At 57.6% G+C, this 19,031-nt stretch carries 19 protein-coding genes; 6 read left to right on the forward strand and 13 right to left on the reverse strand.

Annotated elements, in window-relative coordinates:
- Position 1: 1 nt before the first annotated feature.
- Entirely contained in the window at positions 2 to 616 is a 615-nt protein-coding gene (locus tag NQT62_RS01795) for a glutathione S-transferase C-terminal domain-containing protein (RefSeq protein WP_256762841.1), read from the reverse strand.
- Between the two features lie 192 nt (positions 617 to 808).
- On the opposite strand from NQT62_RS01795, the gene purB reads away from it, so the two are divergent.
- A complete protein-coding gene (purB, locus tag NQT62_RS01800; RefSeq protein WP_256762842.1) occupies positions 809 to 2,185 on the forward strand; it encodes an adenylosuccinate lyase in 1,377 nt (458 codons plus the stop codon).
- A gap of 33 nt (positions 2,186 to 2,218) precedes the next feature.
- Here the strand turns inward: purB and NQT62_RS01805 are convergent, their stop codons facing one another.
- From NQT62_RS01805 to yajC, 4 genes are read right to left on the reverse strand one after another with little or no spacing between them, the layout of a single operon-like run.
- The gene (locus NQT62_RS01805; RefSeq protein WP_256762843.1) at positions 2,219 to 3,163 is read right to left on the reverse strand and encodes a flagellar brake protein; all 945 of its coding nucleotides are present in this window, start codon (positions 3,161 to 3,163) and stop codon (positions 2,219 to 2,221) included.
- Between the two features lie 17 nt (positions 3,164 to 3,180).
- Positions 3,181 to 4,134, reverse strand: coding sequence for a protein translocase subunit SecF (secF, locus tag NQT62_RS01810; protein ID WP_256762845.1), 954 nt, complete (start codon positions 4,132 to 4,134; stop codon positions 3,181 to 3,183).
- A gap of 13 nt (positions 4,135 to 4,147) precedes the next feature.
- Positions 4,148 to 6,040 carry a protein translocase subunit SecD gene (gene secD / locus NQT62_RS01815; RefSeq protein ID WP_256762846.1) on the reverse strand — a complete coding sequence of 631 codons (1,893 nt, stop codon included), beginning with the start codon at positions 6,038 to 6,040 and terminating at the stop codon, positions 4,148 to 4,150.
- 15 nt (positions 6,041 to 6,055) lie between these two features.
- On the reverse strand, positions 6,056 to 6,400 hold the full coding sequence (gene yajC, locus NQT62_RS01820) for a preprotein translocase subunit YajC (RefSeq protein ID WP_306173507.1): 345 nt from the start codon (positions 6,398 to 6,400) through the stop codon (positions 6,056 to 6,058).
- 131 nt (positions 6,401 to 6,531) lie between these two features.
- Between yajC and msrA the strand changes: the two genes are divergently transcribed.
- A complete protein-coding gene (gene msrA / locus NQT62_RS01825) occupies positions 6,532 to 7,074 on the forward strand; it encodes a peptide-methionine (S)-S-oxide reductase MsrA (protein WP_256762847.1) in 543 nt (180 codons plus the stop codon).
- Here msrA and NQT62_RS01830 read toward each other — a convergent pair.
- The 8 genes from NQT62_RS01830 to NQT62_RS01865 all read right to left on the reverse strand — a co-directional run bounded on the left by NQT62_RS01830 (position 7,064) and on the right by NQT62_RS01865 (position 13,287).
- Positions 7,064 to 7,861: a tRNA threonylcarbamoyladenosine dehydratase gene (locus NQT62_RS01830; RefSeq protein WP_256763516.1), complete on the reverse strand. Its 798-nt coding sequence runs from the start codon at positions 7,859 to 7,861 to the stop codon at positions 7,064 to 7,066. The genes msrA and NQT62_RS01830 overlap by 11 nt on opposite strands.
- Positions 7,861 to 8,955, reverse strand: coding sequence for a S1C family serine protease (locus tag NQT62_RS01835; protein WP_370569132.1), 1,095 nt, complete (start codon positions 8,953 to 8,955; stop codon positions 7,861 to 7,863). Before NQT62_RS01835 ends, NQT62_RS01830 begins: the two co-directional genes overlap by 1 nt.
- A gap of 79 nt (positions 8,956 to 9,034) precedes the next feature.
- Positions 9,035 to 9,667 carry a DUF2946 family protein gene (locus tag NQT62_RS01840; protein ID WP_256762849.1) on the reverse strand — a complete coding sequence of 211 codons (633 nt, stop codon included), beginning with the start codon at positions 9,665 to 9,667 and terminating at the stop codon, positions 9,035 to 9,037.
- A gap of 9 nt (positions 9,668 to 9,676) precedes the next feature.
- Entirely contained in the window at positions 9,677 to 10,132 is a 456-nt protein-coding gene (locus NQT62_RS01845; protein WP_256762850.1) for a YybH family protein, read from the reverse strand.
- A 15-nt stretch (positions 10,133 to 10,147) separates the two neighbouring features.
- A complete protein-coding gene (gene purU, locus NQT62_RS01850; protein ID WP_256762851.1) occupies positions 10,148 to 11,002 on the reverse strand; it encodes a formyltetrahydrofolate deformylase in 855 nt (284 codons plus the stop codon).
- A 77-nt stretch (positions 11,003 to 11,079) separates the two neighbouring features.
- A complete protein-coding gene (gene waaF, locus NQT62_RS01855) occupies positions 11,080 to 12,117 on the reverse strand; it encodes a lipopolysaccharide heptosyltransferase II (protein WP_256762852.1) in 1,038 nt (345 codons plus the stop codon).
- A gap of 43 nt (positions 12,118 to 12,160) precedes the next feature.
- Entirely contained in the window at positions 12,161 to 12,364 is a 204-nt protein-coding gene (locus NQT62_RS01860; RefSeq protein ID WP_256762853.1) for a zinc-finger domain-containing protein, read from the reverse strand.
- Between the two features lie 2 nt (positions 12,365 to 12,366).
- The gene (locus NQT62_RS01865; RefSeq protein ID WP_256762854.1) at positions 12,367 to 13,287 is read right to left on the reverse strand and encodes a branched-chain amino acid transaminase; all 921 of its coding nucleotides are present in this window, start codon (positions 13,285 to 13,287) and stop codon (positions 12,367 to 12,369) included.
- Between the two features lie 153 nt (positions 13,288 to 13,440).
- On the opposite strand from NQT62_RS01865, the gene NQT62_RS01870 reads away from it, so the two are divergent.
- The 4 genes from NQT62_RS01870 to NQT62_RS01885 are packed head-to-tail and all read left to right on the forward strand — an operon-like array spanning position 13,441 to position 19,027.
- On the forward strand, positions 13,441 to 14,172 hold the full coding sequence (locus NQT62_RS01870; protein WP_256762855.1) for a TetR/AcrR family transcriptional regulator: 732 nt from the start codon (positions 13,441 to 13,443) through the stop codon (positions 14,170 to 14,172).
- On the forward strand, positions 14,096 to 15,202 hold the full coding sequence (locus tag NQT62_RS01875; protein ID WP_256762856.1) for an efflux RND transporter periplasmic adaptor subunit: 1,107 nt from the start codon (positions 14,096 to 14,098) through the stop codon (positions 15,200 to 15,202). The genes NQT62_RS01870 and NQT62_RS01875 overlap by 77 nt, the downstream gene beginning before the upstream one ends.
- Positions 15,203 to 15,211: 9 nt before the next feature.
- Positions 15,212 to 18,307 carry an efflux RND transporter permease subunit gene (locus NQT62_RS01880; protein ID WP_256762858.1) on the forward strand — a complete coding sequence of 1,032 codons (3,096 nt, stop codon included), beginning with the start codon at positions 15,212 to 15,214 and terminating at the stop codon, positions 18,305 to 18,307.
- Positions 18,308 to 18,358: 51 nt separating this feature from the next.
- Complete coding sequence (locus tag NQT62_RS01885) at positions 18,359 to 19,027, forward strand: protein-L-isoaspartate O-methyltransferase family protein (RefSeq protein ID WP_256762859.1); 669 nt, start codon at positions 18,359 to 18,361, stop codon at positions 19,025 to 19,027.
- The last annotated feature ends 4 nt before the right edge of the window (positions 19,028 to 19,031 follow it).

Below are 19,031 nucleotides of genomic sequence, written 5' to 3' on the forward strand. Positions count from 1 at the left end.
ATTACACCACCGGCCGGGTGGCTTCGAAACTGGGGCGGCAGGCCATGCGCTCAGCGTAATCCACCAGCGCTGGATATTGCTTGCGCCAGTCCAACTCGGGCATGCGGAAGTCCAGGTAAAACAGCGCACAACCTGCGGCAATATCGGCAATGCTGAACTGGTCGGTTAGGTAATGCCCAGGCATGTGCTCCACATGGTGGGCAAAGTAAGCCAGGCCGTTGTGGATTTTCTGGGTCTGGCGATCAACCCAGGCCGTGCTCACATGCTCGGCCGGGTGAAAACGCTTTTCCAGCAGAATGGCTACAGCTGCTTCGCTGATGCCCTGCCCGCACACCTCCAGCGTGCGCACTTTGGCGCGCATCTCCGGCTTGGTCGGCAGCAGAGGGATGGTGGGCATCAGGTACTCCACCTGGCCAGAAATGACCGTGGAGTCAAACAGCACTTGACCGCCATTCAAAATCAACGCGGGTACTTTACCCAACGGGTTGTGCTCGGTGATTTTGGTATCAGGGCTCCAGACGTCCTCCAACACAAACTCAAAGGGGATTTCCTTCTCGAGCAATTGCACACGGATTTTGCGCACAAATGGGCTGGTTAAAGATCCAACGAGTTTCATCACTGCTCTCCTAGTTCCACAGTCCTGAAATGCAGACTGTTTGTTGTTAATACTGGTTTGTATCGGTATTTTGACCGGGTGCATACCCGGTAAATCCACAAATAGGCGGGCGACAAGCACCCATGCATGGCATGCAAAGCGAGGCGGGGTTACAATACAACGCTTTGAAAATCCACAGGTTTACTGCCCAGAATGATTTCTTCTGAATCCTTGAACGCGCTAACCGCCCTGAGCCCTCTGGACGGCCGTTACCAATCCAAAGTGGGCAGTTTGCGCCCCCTGCTGTCTGAAGCAGGTTTCATGCATCACCGTGTGATTGTGGAAATTGAGTGGCTGAAAGCCTTGGCTCAAGCGGGTTTTGCTGAGCTGCCCGCCTTTTCCACACAAGCCCTTGCAAAACTGGACAGTCTGAAAACCGGTTTTTCAGAAGCCGATGCCCAGCGCATCAAGGAATTTGAGGCTACCACGAATCACGACGTCAAAGCAGTGGAATACTTTATTAAAGAAAAGTTCCAATCCGATGACGAACTGAAGCGTGCCGCTGAGTTTGTGCACTTTGCGTGTACGTCTGAAGACATCAACAACATGAGCCATGCGCTCATGCTGAAAGCCACCCGCGAACAGGTGGTGGTGCCCACCCTGCGCAAGGTGGTGGCCAGCCTGCGCGGCTATGCCCACCAGTTCGCCGACATTCCGCTGATGTGCCGCACCCATGGCCAACCGGCCAGCCCGTCCACCCTGGGCAAGGAATTCGCCAACGTGGTGCACCGCCTGGAACGCGCCATTGCTGCCATTGAAGCCGTTGAACTGCCCGCCAAAATGAATGGTGCTGTGGGCAACTACAATGCCCACCTGTCGGCTTACCCCAACCACGATTGGGAAGCCCTCAGCCGCACGCTGATTGAAGGCCTGGGCCTCACATTCAACCCGTACACCATCCAGATCGAACCACACGATGGCATTGCTGCCCTGATGGACGCCATTGCCCGGGCCAACACGATCGTGATCGACCTGTCCCGCGACATCTGGGGTTACATTTCCCTCGGCTACTTCAAGCAAAAGCTGAAGGCTGGCGAAGTGGGTTCCTCCACCATGCCGCACAAGGTCAACCCCATCGACTTTGAAAACGCCGAAGGCAACCTGGGCATGGCCAATGCCGTGCTCAAGCACCTGGCTGAAAAATTGCCCATCTCCCGCTGGCAGCGTGACCTCACCGATTCCACCGTGCTGCGCAACCTCGGTGTGGGCATTGGCTACTCGATACTGGCCTACGAAAGCTGCCTGCGAGGCCTGGGCAAACTGGAAGTGAATGAAGGTGCAATCGCCGACGACATCAACAACGCCTGGGAATTGCTGGCTGAACCGGTGCAAACTGTGATGCGTCGCTACGGTTTGCCCAACCCCTATGAACAGTTGAAGGAATTGACCCGGGGCAAAGGCATCACCCAAGAAGCCTTGCAGGGCTTCATCGCCCAACTGGACCTGCCCGCCGAAGAGAAACAGCGTCTGCTGGACATGACACCGGCCAGTTATATCGGTAAAGCGGCCGAATTGGCGCGTCGCATTTAAACGATGTGCGATGGATTCCCCGACCCCGGGGAATCATCGGGGTGAATACAGGGGCGACTCCAATTTCTGGGCCAAGTGCTCAAACACATAGGCGTGGACAGGCGCAAAGTCCGCGTCATCCATGGGCTCGAAGGCCATGCCAAATCGCTGGGGCTTGTTGGGTTCAGTTTTGTTGACCACCACCACGCGGGCTGACAACTCCAGCAAATACTTTCGCCCCGACAACTGCAACTGAAACGCCAACAACACCTGAGTACCATCTGACCAGGGCACCGACGCCAAAGCCTCAAACTCCACACCGCCCGTGGAGAGATTTCGAATCACGCCATTGATGGGTGAGCCGTCGGCTGTATCGGCAGACAGGCGCGCAGTGGCCGGTAGTTCGCAGCCAACACGTCGAGTGGTGCGAATGGGTTTGTGTTCCAGATGGCCGTCCTGTGGCCAGGACATGACCAGCATGGGATGCGGGGACAGCAGAATTTTCTCGACCTGCGCCTTGAACCGATACACCGACAGGCCGTAAAACGACCTGAATTCCCAAACCTGACCTTCTTTGATGAATACAAATTGCTGGTCCTTGACCGGGTGACTGGTAACAAAGGCTTCTTTGCCCAGGGCGCCTACCAGTCGAACGCTGAATGTCTCCAACTGGTCGGGCAAGTTCATTTTCAGAACATGTCCGGTCTCGGTGGGGTCGTCGGGTAGTGCTTTCAAGTGGACAGAGCGAACAGGCTGGGGGGCCGATGGTGCCACCGACCCCATGGTCGATTTGTTTTGAACCGCAAACCCTTGCTGGGCCCAGCGGGGGTTGTGGTACAAGCCCTTGGCCGACAATTCCTCCAACTGCTTGTCTGTGGCAATGGCCTGGCCAGCTGCCAAAAGCAAAACCCCTTGGCGATCATAAATCGCGAAGGGGAGCGCTTTGCCAAGTTCAATCTCGCCTTTGGCCAAGGGCGAGAGGTCTTTGGGATTGTCCAAAAAAGCCCTGCCGGGTATTAGGGGGTTTCGAATTCCTTGTCCTTCTTGACGGGTTTGACCAGGTCTTCACGGCTCAAGCCCAACCACATCACCAAGGGACTGGCGACCAACACAGAAGAATAAATACCGAAGCAAATGCCAATCGTCAATGCCACCGCGAAATAATGCAGGGTGGGACCACCAAAAAACAGCATTGAGCACACCATGATCTGTGTGGAACCGTGGGTGATGATGGTGCGGGAAATGGTCCGGGTGATCGCATTGTCAATGGTTTCGGGCACGCTCATGCGGCGGGACTTCTTGAAAGTCTCCCGAATCCGGTCAAATACCACCACCGATTCGTTCACGGAATAACCCAGCACCGCCAATACAGCGGCCAGCACCGACAGCGAAAACTCCCACTGAAACAGTGCAAAGAAGCCCAAAATAATGACCACGTCGTGCAAGTTGGCGATGATGGCCGACACGGCAAACTTCCATTCAAAGCGCAGCGCCAAATAAATCATGATGCCGATGATCACAATCATCAGGGCAATCACGCCATTTTCGGCCAGTTCACGCCCCACCTGCGGGCCCACGAACTCGACACGCATCAGCTTCACATCCGGGCCACCGTTGACCAACACTTTGCTGGTCATGGCATCGTTGTTCAGCTTGCCATTGCTGCCAATTTCACCGTTTTGCAGATCTTTCACCGCCAGGCGAATCAGCACGTCGCGTGATGTACCAAAGTTTTGAACCTGCGGCTCGGCAATCCCGATACCCACCAGGCTGTTGCGGATTTTTTCCAGATCGGCGGCCTGGGTGTAGCGGGCTTCCACCAACACGCCCCCCGTGAACTCCACGCTCAGGTTCAGACCACGGTGCAGCAGGAAAAACACGGCGGCTGCAAAGGTGAGAAAGGAAATGACATTGAACACCTTTGCATGGCGCATAAAGGGAATGTCATGTTTGATTCTGAATAATTCCATGGTGCTCTTCTTCTCAGGCGTTCTTGGCGGAAGCGGGATTGGATTCCCCCTTCCAGATTTGTCCGATGCTCACTTTGTCCAGCTTCTTGCGGTTGCCGTACCACAGGTTAACCACGCCGCGGGACACCACCACTGAACTGAAGATGGAGGTGACAATACCCAGACAGTGCACCACCGCAAAACCCCGAACAGGGCCGGAACCAAAAATCAACAGCGCCAGACCCGCAATCAATGTGGTGATGTTGGAGTCCAGAATGGTGGCCCAGGCGCGTTCGTACCCCGCGAAGATGGCCTGCTGGGGTGTGGCACCCTCGCGCAGTTCTTCACGAATGCGTTCGTTGATGAGCACGTTGGCGTCAATCGCCATACCGAGCGTGAGCGCCACGGCGGCCAGGCCAGGCAAGGTCAACGTCGCCTGCAACACCGACAGCAATGCAAACAGCAACAACACGTTCACCGCCAGTGCAAACACCGAGAACACACCAAACAGCAGGTAGTACACCACCATGAACAAGGACAGCACCGCAAAACCATACACGGTGGAGTGGATACCCTTGTCGATATTGTCGGCACCCAGGCTGGGGCCGATGGTGCGCTCTTCGATAATGTCCATGGGCGCAGCCAATGAGCCTGCACGCAGCAGCAAGGCCGTGTCGGCAGCCTCCACAGTGCTCATTTGGCCAGAAATTTGTACTCGCCCACCGCCAATTTCATCGCGAATAACCGGCGCGGTAATCACTTCGCCCTGGCCTTTTTCGATCAAGAGAATGGCCATGCGCTTGCCGATGTTCTCGCGGGTGACGTTGCGGAAAATGCGGGCACCCTGAGAATCCAGGGTGAGGTGCACAGCAGGCTCTTTCGTTTGTTGATCAAACCCGGCTTGGGCGTCGGTCAGGTTGTCGCCTGTCAAAATGACTTCCTGCTTTAGCAACAAGGAACGGCCACCGCGCTCGGTGAATTTCTGCAATCCAAACGGCACAATGCCGGAATTCAGCGCAGAGACCGCTTCGGGGCTGTCGTCCACCAAACGCACTTCCAAGGTGGCCGTGCGTCCCAAAATGTCTTTGGCCTTGGCCGTGTCTTGCACACCGGGCAACTGCACCACAATGCGGTCAGCGCCTTGACGCTGAATCACCGGCTCAGCCACACCCAGTTCATTGATCCGGTTGTGTAGGGTGGTGATGTTTTGCTTCAAAGCGTATTCGCGGGCCTGCTGCTCAATGGCCGGTTGCATGCTGGCCTGCAGGGTAAATGCCGTGTCGTTCTCCGGCACCGTCAGGGTGAGGTCTGGCGAGCTTTTGGCCAGAATATCCTGGGCTTTGCTGCGGGCGTCCGCATCGCGGAAAGTCATCACAAAACCAGACGGCGTGCGGGCTGCGCTGGCGTACCGCAAATCGCCTTCCCGCAAAGCCTGCTTGGCACCCGCCAGGAGCGAATCCTTGCGCTTGTCCAGCGCCTTGTCCATGTCCACTTGCAGCAGGAAGTGCACACCACCGCGCAGGTCCAACCCCAAATACATGGGCAAGGCGTGAAGTGAGGTTAACCAGTGCGGCGAGCGGGACAACAGGTTCAGCGCCACAATGTACTCCGGCGCATCAGCCCTGGGGTTCAACGTTTGCTGAATAACATCGCGTGCCTTCAACTGGTCATCGGTTGTTTTAAACCGCAGTTTGACCGTACCCCCACCCAAGGTTTGCTCAAAAAAAGCGCCATCGGGCTGCAAGCCCTGGGCCTTGAGCTGCTCGGTCAAGCGGTCGACCAGCGCGGGGTCAAGCTTGAGGGTGGACTTGCCGCTGGACACCTGCACGGCAGGCGCTTCGCCAAAAAAGTTGGGCAGCGTGTACAACACGCCCAACACCAAGGCCAGCAGAATCAGGACGTACTTCCAGAGGGGGTATCGGTTCATGACAACAGAGGGGAATTAACGGATGTCTTTCAGGCTGCCCTTGGGCAACACGGTTTGCACAGCAGCACGCTGAACCACCACGTCCACGGTTTTGTCGCCCAGCTCGGCGATTTCCAGGGTGATGTAGGCGTCGTTGATTTTGGCAATGCGGCCAGCCAAACCGCCGGCTGCGACCACCTCGTCGCCCTTCTGCAGCGACTCCACCATGGTCTTGTGCTCTTTCTGGCGTTTCATCTGGGGGCGGATGGCGAGGAAGTACAACACGCCAAACATCAGGATGAGGGGGAGAAAGCTCAGCAGGCTGCTTTCAGGTCCAGCTGCCGCAGCAGACTGCGCAAACGCAGAAGAAATCACAATCAACTCCTTGAAAAATAGAAAGGTTGGCGCCGAGTATACAACGGCTGCTCACCCAAATAGACTGCAAGGCTTGACTTGGGTTCCACTTCCCGCTTCACTGTGAGGCTGGTGGGGAAACAAATATTCACAAAACAATGAGCAAACAAATTGAGCAGGCCACGCTGGGTGGTGGCTGTTTCTGGTGCCTTGAGGCGGTCTACAACCAATTGAAAGGCATTGAGCTGTGTGAATCAGGCTACAGTGGGGGCGCAGACCCAGCCCCAACTTACGACAGCGTGTGCAGCGGCAAAACTGGCCATGCGGAGGTCGTTCGCCTGCATTTCGACCCGGAGGTCATCAATTTCCGGAAAATACTGGCGGTGTTTTTCGCCATTCACGACCCCACCACATTGAACCGGCAGGGCAACGACATCGGTACGCAATACCGGTCGGTGATCTACACCCACTCAACCGAACAAGAGGACGCTGCGCGGGCCTTCATCGCGGAGCTTGAAAAAAAGCAGGTGTACCGCAACCCGGTGGTGACAGAGGTGAAACCGCTGGAGAACTACTTCCCGGCCGAGCGCTACCACCAGCAATATTTTGAGAACAACCCCATGCAGCCATATTGCGCCTATGTGGTGGCACCCAAACTGGAAAAGGCCGAGGACCTGTTTTCGGAGTGGTTCAAGCGCTAAGCGAACCAGCGAGCAACAAGCTGGCCCAGTGGTTGATGGCCAGGCCTGCCAGTTGCAGGCCCATGCCAGCCGTCACGGTAACGGCCGAACCATAACCGGCGCAGTTCAACCCGGCTTGCGTGTCGCAGGCATCGCCCTGCATCACAGGCTGGGGCGAATACACCGCCTGCAATTTCATTTTCAGCTTGGCATCGCGAGAAAACACCCCGCTGCGCCGCAATTGGTAACGCACCTTGGACAACAGCGGGTCGTTGACCGTGTCGCGCAGGTCGGCTGGTTGCAGCAGCCACGGCTGGGTTTTGCCACCGGCGCTGCCCGCCATGAACAAGGTTTTGGCATGCTGTCGCATCCACAGTGCCATGGCCACTTTGGCGCGGGCTTGGTCACAACAATCCAGCACCACCCCGTGTTGGTCTTCACCCAGCTTGCCAAAGAAACGACCCAACACCGCTGCAGCATTCTCAGGGGTTACGAAATCGTCCACCAACGTGACTTGGCAATGCGGTGCGTAGGCAGCAATGCGCTCAGCCAAGGCACGAATCTTTTCCTGTCCCAAGGTGGCGTCGGTGGCCTGAATTTGGCGGTTGATATTGCTTTCAGCCACATGGTCCATGTCGACCAAGGTGAGGTGGCCAACACCACTGCGGGCCAGAGCCTCCACCGCCCAGGAACCCACCCCCCCAACACCCACCACCAAGACATGAGCCCTGGCTTGCAATGCGGTGTGAAAACCGTCGCCATACAGGCGGCTTAGCCCCCCAAACCGGCGATCGGCATCCACCTCCATCACCGGCGGGCTTCCAGGTCGATCACCTGCACGTCCACCTCGCGGGTGTCGTCACCCCGCATCACCAGCAACTGGGCCTTGTTGCCCACACCCACCGCCTCCAAGGCCTTGGACAATTGGGCAATGTTGGCCACCGGTTTGCGATTGACCGCAATGATGATGTCGCCCACCACGCCATTTTGAAGATCGAAAGATTGCAGGCCTGCCTGGTCAGCCGGTGAACCCCGTTCAACACCCAACACCGCCACACCACGAATTCCAAGCCGGCGGGCCAAGGATTCGTCGGCCACGGCAATGCCAATGCCCGGGCGCGGCAATGCGCCTTTCTCGATCAAGCGCGGCACCACCTGGTTCACCAGGTCGACCGGGATGGCAAAACCCACACCGGCCGAGGACCCGCTCTGCGACAAAATCGCGGTGTTCACGCCAATCAGGCGACCTGCCGAGTCCAGCAAAGGCCCGCCCGAATTGCCGGGGTTGATGGCAGCATCTGTCTGGATGACATCGGGAATTTCACGACCGTTTTCAACCGGCAGGGTACGGCCCAAGGCACTCACAATGCCGGAGGTGAGGGTTTTGGACAAACCAAACGGGTTGCCAATGGCAAACACCGACTGCCCCACCTTCAAATCGCTGGAGGTGCCCAGCGGGATGGGGCGCAGTGGCTCTTTCTTGGGCTTGTCCAGCAACTTCACCACAGCCAGGTCGTAGGACGGTGCAATGCCCACCAAGCGTGCGGGAATGGGCTCGGAATCGTCCAACTGCACGCGGATTTTGTTGGCACCCTGAACAACGTGGGCATTGGTCACCACATGGCCTTCGTCGTCCCACACAAAGCCAGAACCCGCGCCCTCTGCCACCCGCCTGAAGAAGAGCTGGCCTTGAACACTTTCAGTGAAAATGTAAGCCACCGAACCTTTTGCACTATCGAACAGTTCAATGGTGCTTTTCTCAGCCGGGGACAACTCACCCCGAGCTTCGACCACACGGGGTTTGACAGGCTCAGCGCTTGAGCCAGTGAAACTTGGAAAACTGCCATGGTTGTACAGCCAATACAGCAGTACCACACCGAGAATGAGGGCGACAAAGCCCATGGCCGACGCCCCATGTTGCCGGCGGTGCAGCGCTGCGTGGGAAAGCCTGAATGCAGATTTGAATTGGGTCATGATCCACTCATACAGTGGGGTTGGGTTCAAAGTGAAACTGCCGGGCCACCTGGCTCGACTCGCAGGTTTGGACTGGCAAGCACAGCCGGCGTTCCCCTGGCGTTTCCCCTTTCAATGCCCGAAGGCGAATGTTGGTGGACACCACCGTATCGGGATCACCCACCGGCACCGCCCAATGGGCCGTGTGCGCCATGGTGGCACTGGTGCCCTCGCCCAAATCCTGCAGGCCATCGGCCAGGCGGGCGGTGTCAGCCGAGTGAACCAGGCCGATGCCCTGGCTGGTTTGGATGAGCAAACGTCCCACCTCATCGGCCCACAAGGCGATTGGCCACAACACCAAACCGGTGTGTGAGGCCAACATCAGGGCACCGCCGTCCAGTGGGTAGATACGCCAAATCCAAGGGGTGTATTCCAGCGTGACGTAGGCCTTTTGGGGCCCATTCTGGAAGAAGTAACGCCCATCGGCTTCGCAGCCATAATTGCGCGCAATGAAATTCAAAATACGCTGGTTGGTGATGCTCAACCCAGCAGGCACCGGCCCGGTCAGCATCCAGTTTCCCTGCGTGGTCAGCTTCAGCCAACCCGCAATGGCGGGCACGTTCGGCCAGCGGGCCAGGGCCTTTTCAACCAGATCGTCCATGGGCAGTTGTTAATGCAAGGTGGGTTGCGGCTCGAAATCCGACAAGTCGTCTTCCGCCATTTCTTCCACATCCATGGCGGGGCTGGCATGGTGCATCACCAGCTTCCAGCCGCTGGGGCCTTTGTGAAACACATTGGTGGCATTGACTTGCACGACATGCGGCTCGCCCCGCGTGCTGTTCATCATGACCTGCTCCACAATGTTGTGAACGGCCACCATCACACCCTCCACACGGTGCACCGGCACCACACGAATTTGCAGCGCACCGGCGGACAGAATTTCCTTCCAGGAGTCGCGTACATCGTGATAACCCTCCACCCGCGGTCCACCCGGGTGAATGCAGACAATGTGCTCGTCGTCAGCCCAGAGGTCCATGAGGGCATCCAGATCAGCAGCTTCCAGGGCTTCGTAGAACGCCTGTTCAATGTCTTGCGGCGAGGAGTGAATCACTTTGGGTCTGGACATGGCCCATGCCTCCGATTACTGAAACACCACGGTTTTGTGGCCATTGAGCACCACCCGGTGCTCGCAGTGCCACTTGACGGCCCGCGCCAACACCATGCATTCGGTGTCACGCCCGCGGGATGTGAGCTCTTCCGGTGTGAGTGAATGGTCCACACGGGCTACATCTTGCTCAATGATAGGCCCCTCATCCAGGTCGGATGTCACATAGTGCGCGGTGGCACCGATCAATTTTACGCCGCGATCAAAGGCCTGCTGGTAGGGTTTTGCGCCCTTGAAGCTGGGCAAAAAGCTGTGGTGAATATTGATGATGCGGCCCGGCAATTCAGCACAAAATTCAGGCGACAGAATTTGCATGTAACGGGCCAGTACCATGAGGTCGATGCGCTCACGCTCCATGATCTGGCGAATTTGCGTTTCCTGAAGCCCTTTATTCTGGTTATTTACCGGCAAGTGGTAAAACGGCACACCATAGGAGGCCGCCAACAGGGCAAAGTCCTGGTGGTTGGACACAATGGCCGGAATGTCGCAGGGCAGGTTTCCGCTTTTCCAGCGGAACAACAGGTCGTTCAAGCAGTGCCCGAACTTCGAAACCATCAGTAACACCCTCGGCTTGACCCGGGCATCATTGAATTGGTACGTCATATTGAACTGCCGAGCCACCGACTCAAACTGCGCATTCAATGCAGCCTGCGTTAGCGTGGCACCATTGGGCAAAGCGAAATGAACCCGCAAAAAAAACAGGTTGGTTGACTCATCGCCAAACTGGGCCGAGTCCAGAATATTGCACTGCAGGTCAAACAGGAACTTGCTGACGTTGTAGACAATGCCCGTGGTGTCTGGGCAGGAAATGGTCAAAATATAATCACGCATGGTCCGGCTCGAATGCTGTTGGGCCCGTCTGGCCCGCACCTGTGTTGTGTCTGTCTGCTGAGATCATACCCCGGGGATCATCCACCGCCGGAAACTGGCTTCAATTGTGTTGCCACCAATTCGGGCTCCAGCTTGTTCAAGCAGTCCAGGTGGCCCAAAGGGCATTCACGCTGGTAGCAAGGGCTGCAGGGCAAGGCCAAGTAATACACCCTGGCGCTGGGGTTCAACGGGGGAGTGTGGCTGGGGCTGCTGGAACCAAACACGGCATGCACCTGCACATCCAGCGCGGCGGCCACATGCATGAGGCCTGAATCGTTGGTCACCAACTGCGAAGCACCAGCCATCAGTGCAATGGCCTGTGGCAAGCTGGTTTTGCCAGCCAACACCAGCAAGCGGGCGCGCAGTGGCTCTGGCACCAGGCTGTGGATGGTTTCAGAAAATTCGACATCCTTCGGGCCGCCCAACAACACTGCGCGCTGGCTGGGGTTTCGTTCTAGGAAGGCCTGCACAACAGCGGCAAAATGACGAGCCGGCCAACGCTTGGCAGGGCCATACTCGGCACCGGGTGCAATCGCCAAAAACCCCCGCTGCAATTGGAAGTCCACGCAAACCCGATCGGTGGTGGCTGTGGACACCTGCATCAGCGGGTTGGCCAGCAAGGCCCGGTCGTAACCACCCAGGCGACCATACCACTCGATCATGGGCGGCTTGTTGTCTTTTTTGGGCTTGGGCAGCGCACGGTTTAGAATCAGGCTGCGCAGTTCGCCATCGTAACCAACGCGCTGGGGCACCTTGGCAAACCAAGGCACCAGGGCGGACTTCAGCGAATTCGGCAGAGTGATGGCAAGCCCATACTCTTTGGCCTGCAAGGCCCGCCCCACCTGCTTTCTCAACCCCCATTGAAGTTCGCCGTGGGCAAAAGGCTCGGCTTGCACGGTGTGCACCACGGGGCTGAACTGGTACACAGGCGCGGTGACTGAGGGGGCCAGCACGTGGAGTTCACAGGGCCGCCCATCCGCAAACCGCAAGGCTTCATCGGCATGCAAAGCCTGCAACAGCGACAGGCTCATGACCGCATCGCCGATCCAGTTGGGCGCAACAATCAGTACCCGCATGGCACCCCCTGCATGCCCCAAACCATCGAAACGGATTCGGGCTTCAGTGTGCGTGTACCTTGGCGCCGGGCTTCAGGCTGTACACCGTACCGCAGTATGGGCAGGCAGCCTTGCCGGTTTTGGTGACATCCAGAAACACTTTGGGGTGGTGGTTCCACACGGGCATTTTTGGATTGGGGCAAAAGGCGGGCAAGTGCTCGCCATCCAGTTCAACGGTTTCAACGGTGGCTTTTTTGTCTGTAATCATGATTACACGCGGGTCAACCAGTGTTCGTATTTTTCATTGCGACCATACACCACATCGAAGTAGCGCTTCTGCAACTCTTCGGTGATGGGGCCGCGGGTGCCAGCGCCAATGGTGCGGTTGTCGAGTTCGCGCACCGGCGTTACTTCAGCGGCGGTGCCGGTGAAGAAGGCTTCATCGGCGATGTAGATGTCGTCGCGGGTGAGGCGCTTGGACTTCACTTCCAGACCCATGTCGCGGGCCAGGGAGATGATGGTTGCGCGGGTAATCCCCACCAGTGCGGATGCAATTTCCGGTTCGTAAATGGCGCCGTCTTTCACGATAAACAGGTTTTCACCCGCACCTTCGGCCACAAAGCCGTCCACATCCAGCAACAGGGCTTCATCGTAGCCGTCTTGAGTGGCTTCCATATTGGCCAGGATGGAGTTGGCATAGGTGGCGGCAAATTTGGCGCGGGCCATGGTCACGTTCACGTGGTGACGGGCATATGACGAGGTTTTAACGCGAATGCCTTTTTGCAGGCCATCTTCACCCAGGTAAGCACCCCAGGGCCAGGCAGCAATGGCCACATGGGTGGCTGCGCCCTTGGGCGACACACCCATTTTTTCAGATCCATAGAAAGCGATCGGACGGATGTAGCAGGAGTCCAGTTTGTTGGCGCGCACCACGTCGCAGCAGGCCTCCGTGATTTGCTCACGGGTGTACGGCATGGCCATGCGGTAAATGTGGGCCGAGTTAAACAGTCGGTCCGTGTGCTCTTTCAAGCGGAAAATGGCTGGGCCTTTGTCGGTTTTGTAGGCCCGCTCACCCTCAAACACCGACAGACCGTAGTGCAGGCTGTGCGTAAGCACGTGGATTTGCGCTTCACGCCACGGCACAAGTTTGCCGTCAAACCAAATGAAGCCATCGCGGTCGGCCATTGACATGCTGAATTCTCCGAATATACAGGATCGACTAAACCCCTTATTCTACAACCCCTTCAACGTGCAATGAAGCCACAAGCGTTGACTCGGTGAAGAATGAAACACTATAGTGAAAAGAAACCAAAACCAACAGACGCATTACCCATGAAGCATTGTGTGGCCAACGCAACCCCCCGCTGGACCCGGCGCAAAGACGCCCGGCCGCAAGAATTATTGACCTCTGCCCTGCGCGTATTCAGCGAAAAAGGCTACGCAGGCGCCCGCCTGGAAGATGTGGCCAAAAACGCTGGGGTCAGCAAGGGCACCGTTTACCTGTACTACCCCAACAAGGAAGAACTGCTCAAAGCCGTTGTCATTGAGCATGTATCGCCCATCGTGGACGAGGCCCGTCACCAGCAGGACGACGACAAATCTTCATCCACGCTCATTCGTGAAGCATTGCACCTGTGGTGGCAGCGTTACGGGTCCACCGAGTTGAGTTCGCTGACCAAAATCGTGATGTCCGAGGCCAACGCCTTTCCGGAGCTGGGCCGATTTTTCCACGACACCGTGATCGCCCCCTGGTGGGCCTACCTCGAGAGTCTGTTGCAAAGAGGTATACAACGTGGTGAATTCGCTGACATCGATGTGGAATACGCTGCTAAAGTGCTGTGTGCGCCGCTGGTGACCCTGGGGTTGTGGAAACGCACCCTGGACACCTGCTGCAACATCGACACCAACCCGATGCGCTACATTGAGGCGCACTTACAGATGGTTTTAAATGGTCTCACCTGCCCGAAGCAAAAGCAGCTTACCCAAGGCAAAGGCGCAAATGCTGCGCCTGTTGAGCCTGGTGCTTCTGGCGAGTCTGCAAGCGTGCTCGCCCTCCGCAAACACCCAAAAAGCTGAAACGCCAGCCCAGCCAGCGCCTTTGCTGCTGGCCCAGGCCGATGTCGTCACTGTACAAACAGCCCCCATCGAGGACTCCCTTTACGTCACGGGCACCCTGCAGGCTGAGCAGAAAACCGTGATCCGCTCCAAGGTCAGCGGAAACGTGCTGAGCATTCAAGCCCTGGAAGGACAAAGTGTGCGACAAGGCGACCTGCTGGTGCGAATCGACCCCACCGACCCCCAGCTGCGCGTGCAAGAACGCGAGGCCTTTGTGCTGGCTCAAGAAGCCCAGGCCCAACAGGCCAAAACCCAATACGACAACAACCAGCGATTGGTTAAAGAAGGCTTTGTCTCCGAAACGGCCCTCTTGAACACCAAAGCGGCCTACGATGCAGCCCAGGCCCAAGTGGCCGTGGCCAAGGCCCAATTGGCGCAAGCCCGCCAGCAACTGGCTGACACCCAAGTCAAAGCGCCGTTCTCGGGTGTGTTGGGACCGGTGCCAGTTCAGGTGGGCAGCAAAGTGTCACCAGACACCATCTTGTTGGAGTTGCTGAACCTGCGGACCATGGAACTGAAAGCGGATGTGAACCCGGATGACCTGGTGCGCCTAAAACCGGGCCAGAAAGCCAGCCTGAATGCAGGCCCTGACCTGCCAGCCTTCGAGGCCATGCTGACCCGCATCAGCCCTGGCAGCGTGCAGGGCAGCCGCACCGTGGCCGTGTACTTCAAGGTCGACAACCCGCAGCAGCAATTGCGCTCGGGCCAGTTTGCAACAGCCCGGCTGGCTCTGGGTAGCACCAAACAAGGCCTGCAGGTGCCCAAAACCGCCTTGCGAGAAGTGCAAGGCAAGCCGGTGGTGTATCGAATCAGCGCTCAAAACACGCTACAAACGGTGGCTGTGAGCACCGGTCTGGAACAGGTGTCAGCGCAGGGCGTGAGTCTAATCGAAGTTCGGGAAGGGCTGAATGCCGGCGACCGCATTGTGGGCGTCAACCTGGGCCCGTTGCCCGACGGCGCTGCCGTCTCCATTCAACCCACGGCACAGTGAGCAGTCGCGATGTGGTTCACCCGAATTTCGATCCACAACCCGGTGATGGCCACCATGGCGATGGCTGCCCTGCTGGTGGTTGGGCTGTTTGCGTACTACCGCCTACCGATTGACCAATACCCCGACCTGAACTTCCCCGTGGTGGTGGTGACTGCCAAATACCCGGGCGCCTCGCCAGAAATTGTGGAAGCGGAACTAACCCGGCCACTTGAAACAGCCATCAACACGCTGTCAGGCCTAAAAACCCTGACCTCCCGCTCCTATGAAGGCACCTCGGTCATCATTGCAGAGTTTGACCTGTTGACCAACTCAGCCGCCGCCGCGCAGGACGTGCGGGAAAAAGTCGCCCTGGTTCGCCCCGCCCTGCGGGATGAAATTTCCGAACCGGTCATCACCCGCTTCAATCCCGACGACTTCCCCATCGCCTCGGTGCTGATCGAACCAGTCAAGGCCAACACCACCCTGCGGGAAACCACCCTGCTGGCCGACCAGGTCATCAAAAAGCGCATTGAAAACGTGCGTGGTGTGGGTGCTGCCAACCTGGTTGGCGGCGCCACCCGGCAGTTGCTGATTGAACTCGATCCGGTGGCCCTGGACCGCCTGTCCATCACACCGCAAGAAGTCATGCAGGTGTTGAGCCGGGACAACCAGACCCTGCCGTTGGGGCGGCTGAAAACCACCACCACCGAGGCTGTGGTTGAACTGAATGCCCGCCTGGACTCCGCCAACGACTTCAATAACCTGATCGTGACGATCCGCAACGGTCGTCAGGTTCGCCTGGGGGAGCTGGGCCGAATTCGGGACGGTGAAAAAACCATTGAATCGCTGGCCTTGGTCAACGGCAAACCCGTGGTGTCGGTGGATGTGCTGAAAGCGCAGGATGCCAATTCGGTGGATGTGGTGGACGACCTCAAAGAGGCCCTGACCGACATTGAGAAGGAACTGCACGGCGAGGTCAAACTCAGCCTGACCCGGGACCAGTCCAAACCAATCCGCAACTCGCTGCTGGATGTGCGTAACACGCTGATTGAGGGTGCGCTACTCACGGTGGTGATTGTGTTTCTGTTTTTGGGCTCCTGGCGCAGCACGGTGATTACCGGGCTCACGCTGCCGATTTCGCTGATTGGCACGTTCAGCGTGCTGTATGCCATGGGCTTTACCATCAACCTGCTCACCCTGCTGGCCATGTCCATTTGCGTGGGTTTGCTGATAGACGATGCCATTGTGGTGCGGGAGAACATTGTCCGCCACTTGCAAATGGGCAAGGACCACAAAGAAGCTGCACTGGAAGGCACGCGGGAGATTGGTTTGGCCGTGCTGGCCACCACCTTCTCGATTGTGGCGGTGTTCTTGCCCGTGGGTTTCATGGGCGGCATCATCGGCCAGTTCTTTCACCAGTTTGGTATTACCGTGGCCTGTGCAGTGTTGCTGTCCATGTTCGTTAGCTTCACGCTTGACCCCATGCTGAGCTCGGTGTGGTACGACCCTCAAGCGCATGGACAGGGTTACACCGGCAGGATGGGTCGATTGCTCAATGCCTTCCAGAACCTGATGCTGCGGCTGGAGCAAGGCTATGTCCGCCTGCTGAAATGGGGCTTGCGCTGGCCAAAAACTGTCATCGCGATTGCACTGGCGAGTTTCTTTGCCTCGTTTGGCCTGCTGAAGTTTGTGGGAGTGGAATTCACGCCACAGCCTGACAACAGTGAACTCAGTGTGTCATTCCACACGCCTGAAGGCTCACCGCTTGAGCTCACCCAGCGCAAGGCCCTGCAGGTGGAGGCCATGGTCCGACAGCACCCGGAAGTCACCACCGTTTACACCACCATCAACACGGGCTTTGCATCCGGTAAAAACTATGCAACCGTATTCGTGAAGCTGGTGCCGCGCAATCAGCGAAAAATCACAGTGGCCAAATTGTCGACCATCCTGCGCACCGAATTAAAGTCGATTGCCGGTGTTGCAGTGACACAAGTGGGCCAACAGGTCAATGTGAGCTCAGGCAAACCGGTGCAGGTCAGCGTGTTGGGGCCAGAGTTGTCCGTGCTGGAGAAACTCTCGGGCCAGATTCAAACGCTGATGGAAGCAGACCCGCGACTGGTGGACTTGGAAAGCTCGCTCAAACCCACCAAGCCGACGGTGCGGGTGAATGTGGACCGCGCTCGGGCGGCGGACTTCGGCATTGATGTCAGCAGCATCAACGCCACCATTGAACCCCTGATGAGCGGCAAAACCGTGAGCACCTGGCGGGCGCCCAACGAAGAAAATTACGACGTGGTGGTGCAGTTGCCCGAGGCTGGGCGGCAAAGCATCGAACAGCTGGCGCGACTGCCGCTGCGTGGCAATACCAGCCAAACCGTGCGCCTGGGCGATATTGCACACCTGGAGCCGGGTTTTGCAGCCGCCCAGATCAATCGAAAATACCTGACCCGCGAGGTGCTGCTCACGGCCAACGTGCAGGGTGCGGCTGCCGGAACAGTGTCGCAGGCGCTGCAAACCAAGATCGCGCAATTGAACCTGCCGCCGGGTTACCGCATCAGCTACGGCGGCTCCACCAAAGACATCAAGGACACCCTCGGTTTTGCCCTGCAGGCGCTCATCCTGGCGATTGTGTTCATTTACCTGATTCTGGCATCGCAGTTCGCTTCCTTTGTGCAACCGCTGGTCATCATGATGTCCCTGCCCCTATCCCTCATCGGGGTTATTTTGGCCTTGCTGGTGTTTGGCAGCACGCTCAATATTTTTTCCATCATTGGCTTTGTGATGCTGATGGGCCTGGTTACCAAGAACGCCATTTTGTTGGTGGACTTCGTGAACCAAGCCCTGCGGCAAGGCACAGCCCTGCGGGATGCGCTTATTCAGGCGGCTGAAACCCGGCTTCGCCCCATCCTCATGACCACGCTGGCCATGGTGTTTGGCATGCTGCCGCTGGCCCTGGCCCAAGGGGAAGGCAGCGAGCAGCGCTCGCCCATGGCCCACGCGGTGATCGGCGGAGTCATCACCTCCACCCTCTTGACCTTGCTGGTGGTGCCGGTGCTGATCTGGCTGTTGGAAAATGCCAAAGCCCGGCGTTTGCAAAAGAAACGCCTCAGGGAAAGCCGGGTTTGATAAAATAGTGGGTTAACTGATTAATTTTTCTTGAAAAGTCGAGACTTGACCATGGACTTCGAATTGGCCCGCTTCAACATGATTGAACAGCAGATCCGCCCCTGGAATGTACTGAACCAGCGCGTGCTGGACCTTTTGGGCGTGATCAAGCGTGAACAGTTTGTTTGCCCTTCCCTTCAGAAACTGGCCTTCACCGATTGCGACCTGCCCATCCGCGTGCAGGGCAAGGACACCGGCGTGCACATGCTGAGCCCCAAAATGGAAGCCCGGCTGCTGCAGGAACTCGAACTGGACCCCCAAGCCAAGGTGCTGGAAATTGGCACTGGCACCGGCTACATGGCTGCCCTGCTGGCCCAGCTGTGCGCCCATGTCACCACGGTGGAGGCCAACCCGGCCGTGGCTGAACTGGCCCGCCAAAACCTCAAAACCAATGGCATTACCCGGGTGAAAGTGATCGAAGGTTGTGGCTTTGAACAAGCCAAAGCCTTGGGTCAATTTGATGCCATCGTGATGTCCGGTGCCAGCCCTGTGCTGCCCACCGTGCTGTTGGACGCGCTCAAGCCCGGTGGCCGTTTTATCGGCATTGTGGGCGAGGCACCCGTGATGCAAGTGGTGCAGGCTGACAAAAACGCCCAAGGGCAAATCAGCCAGAAACCCCTCTTTGAAACCCAGGCTGAAGTGCTGCAAAACGCACCGAAGGCTGTTGCATTCACATTTTAAGACC

This window comes from Limnobacter humi, assembly GCF_024518835.1.
In the GTDB taxonomy this organism is placed as follows: domain Bacteria; phylum Pseudomonadota; class Gammaproteobacteria; order Burkholderiales; family Burkholderiaceae_B; genus Limnobacter; species Limnobacter humi.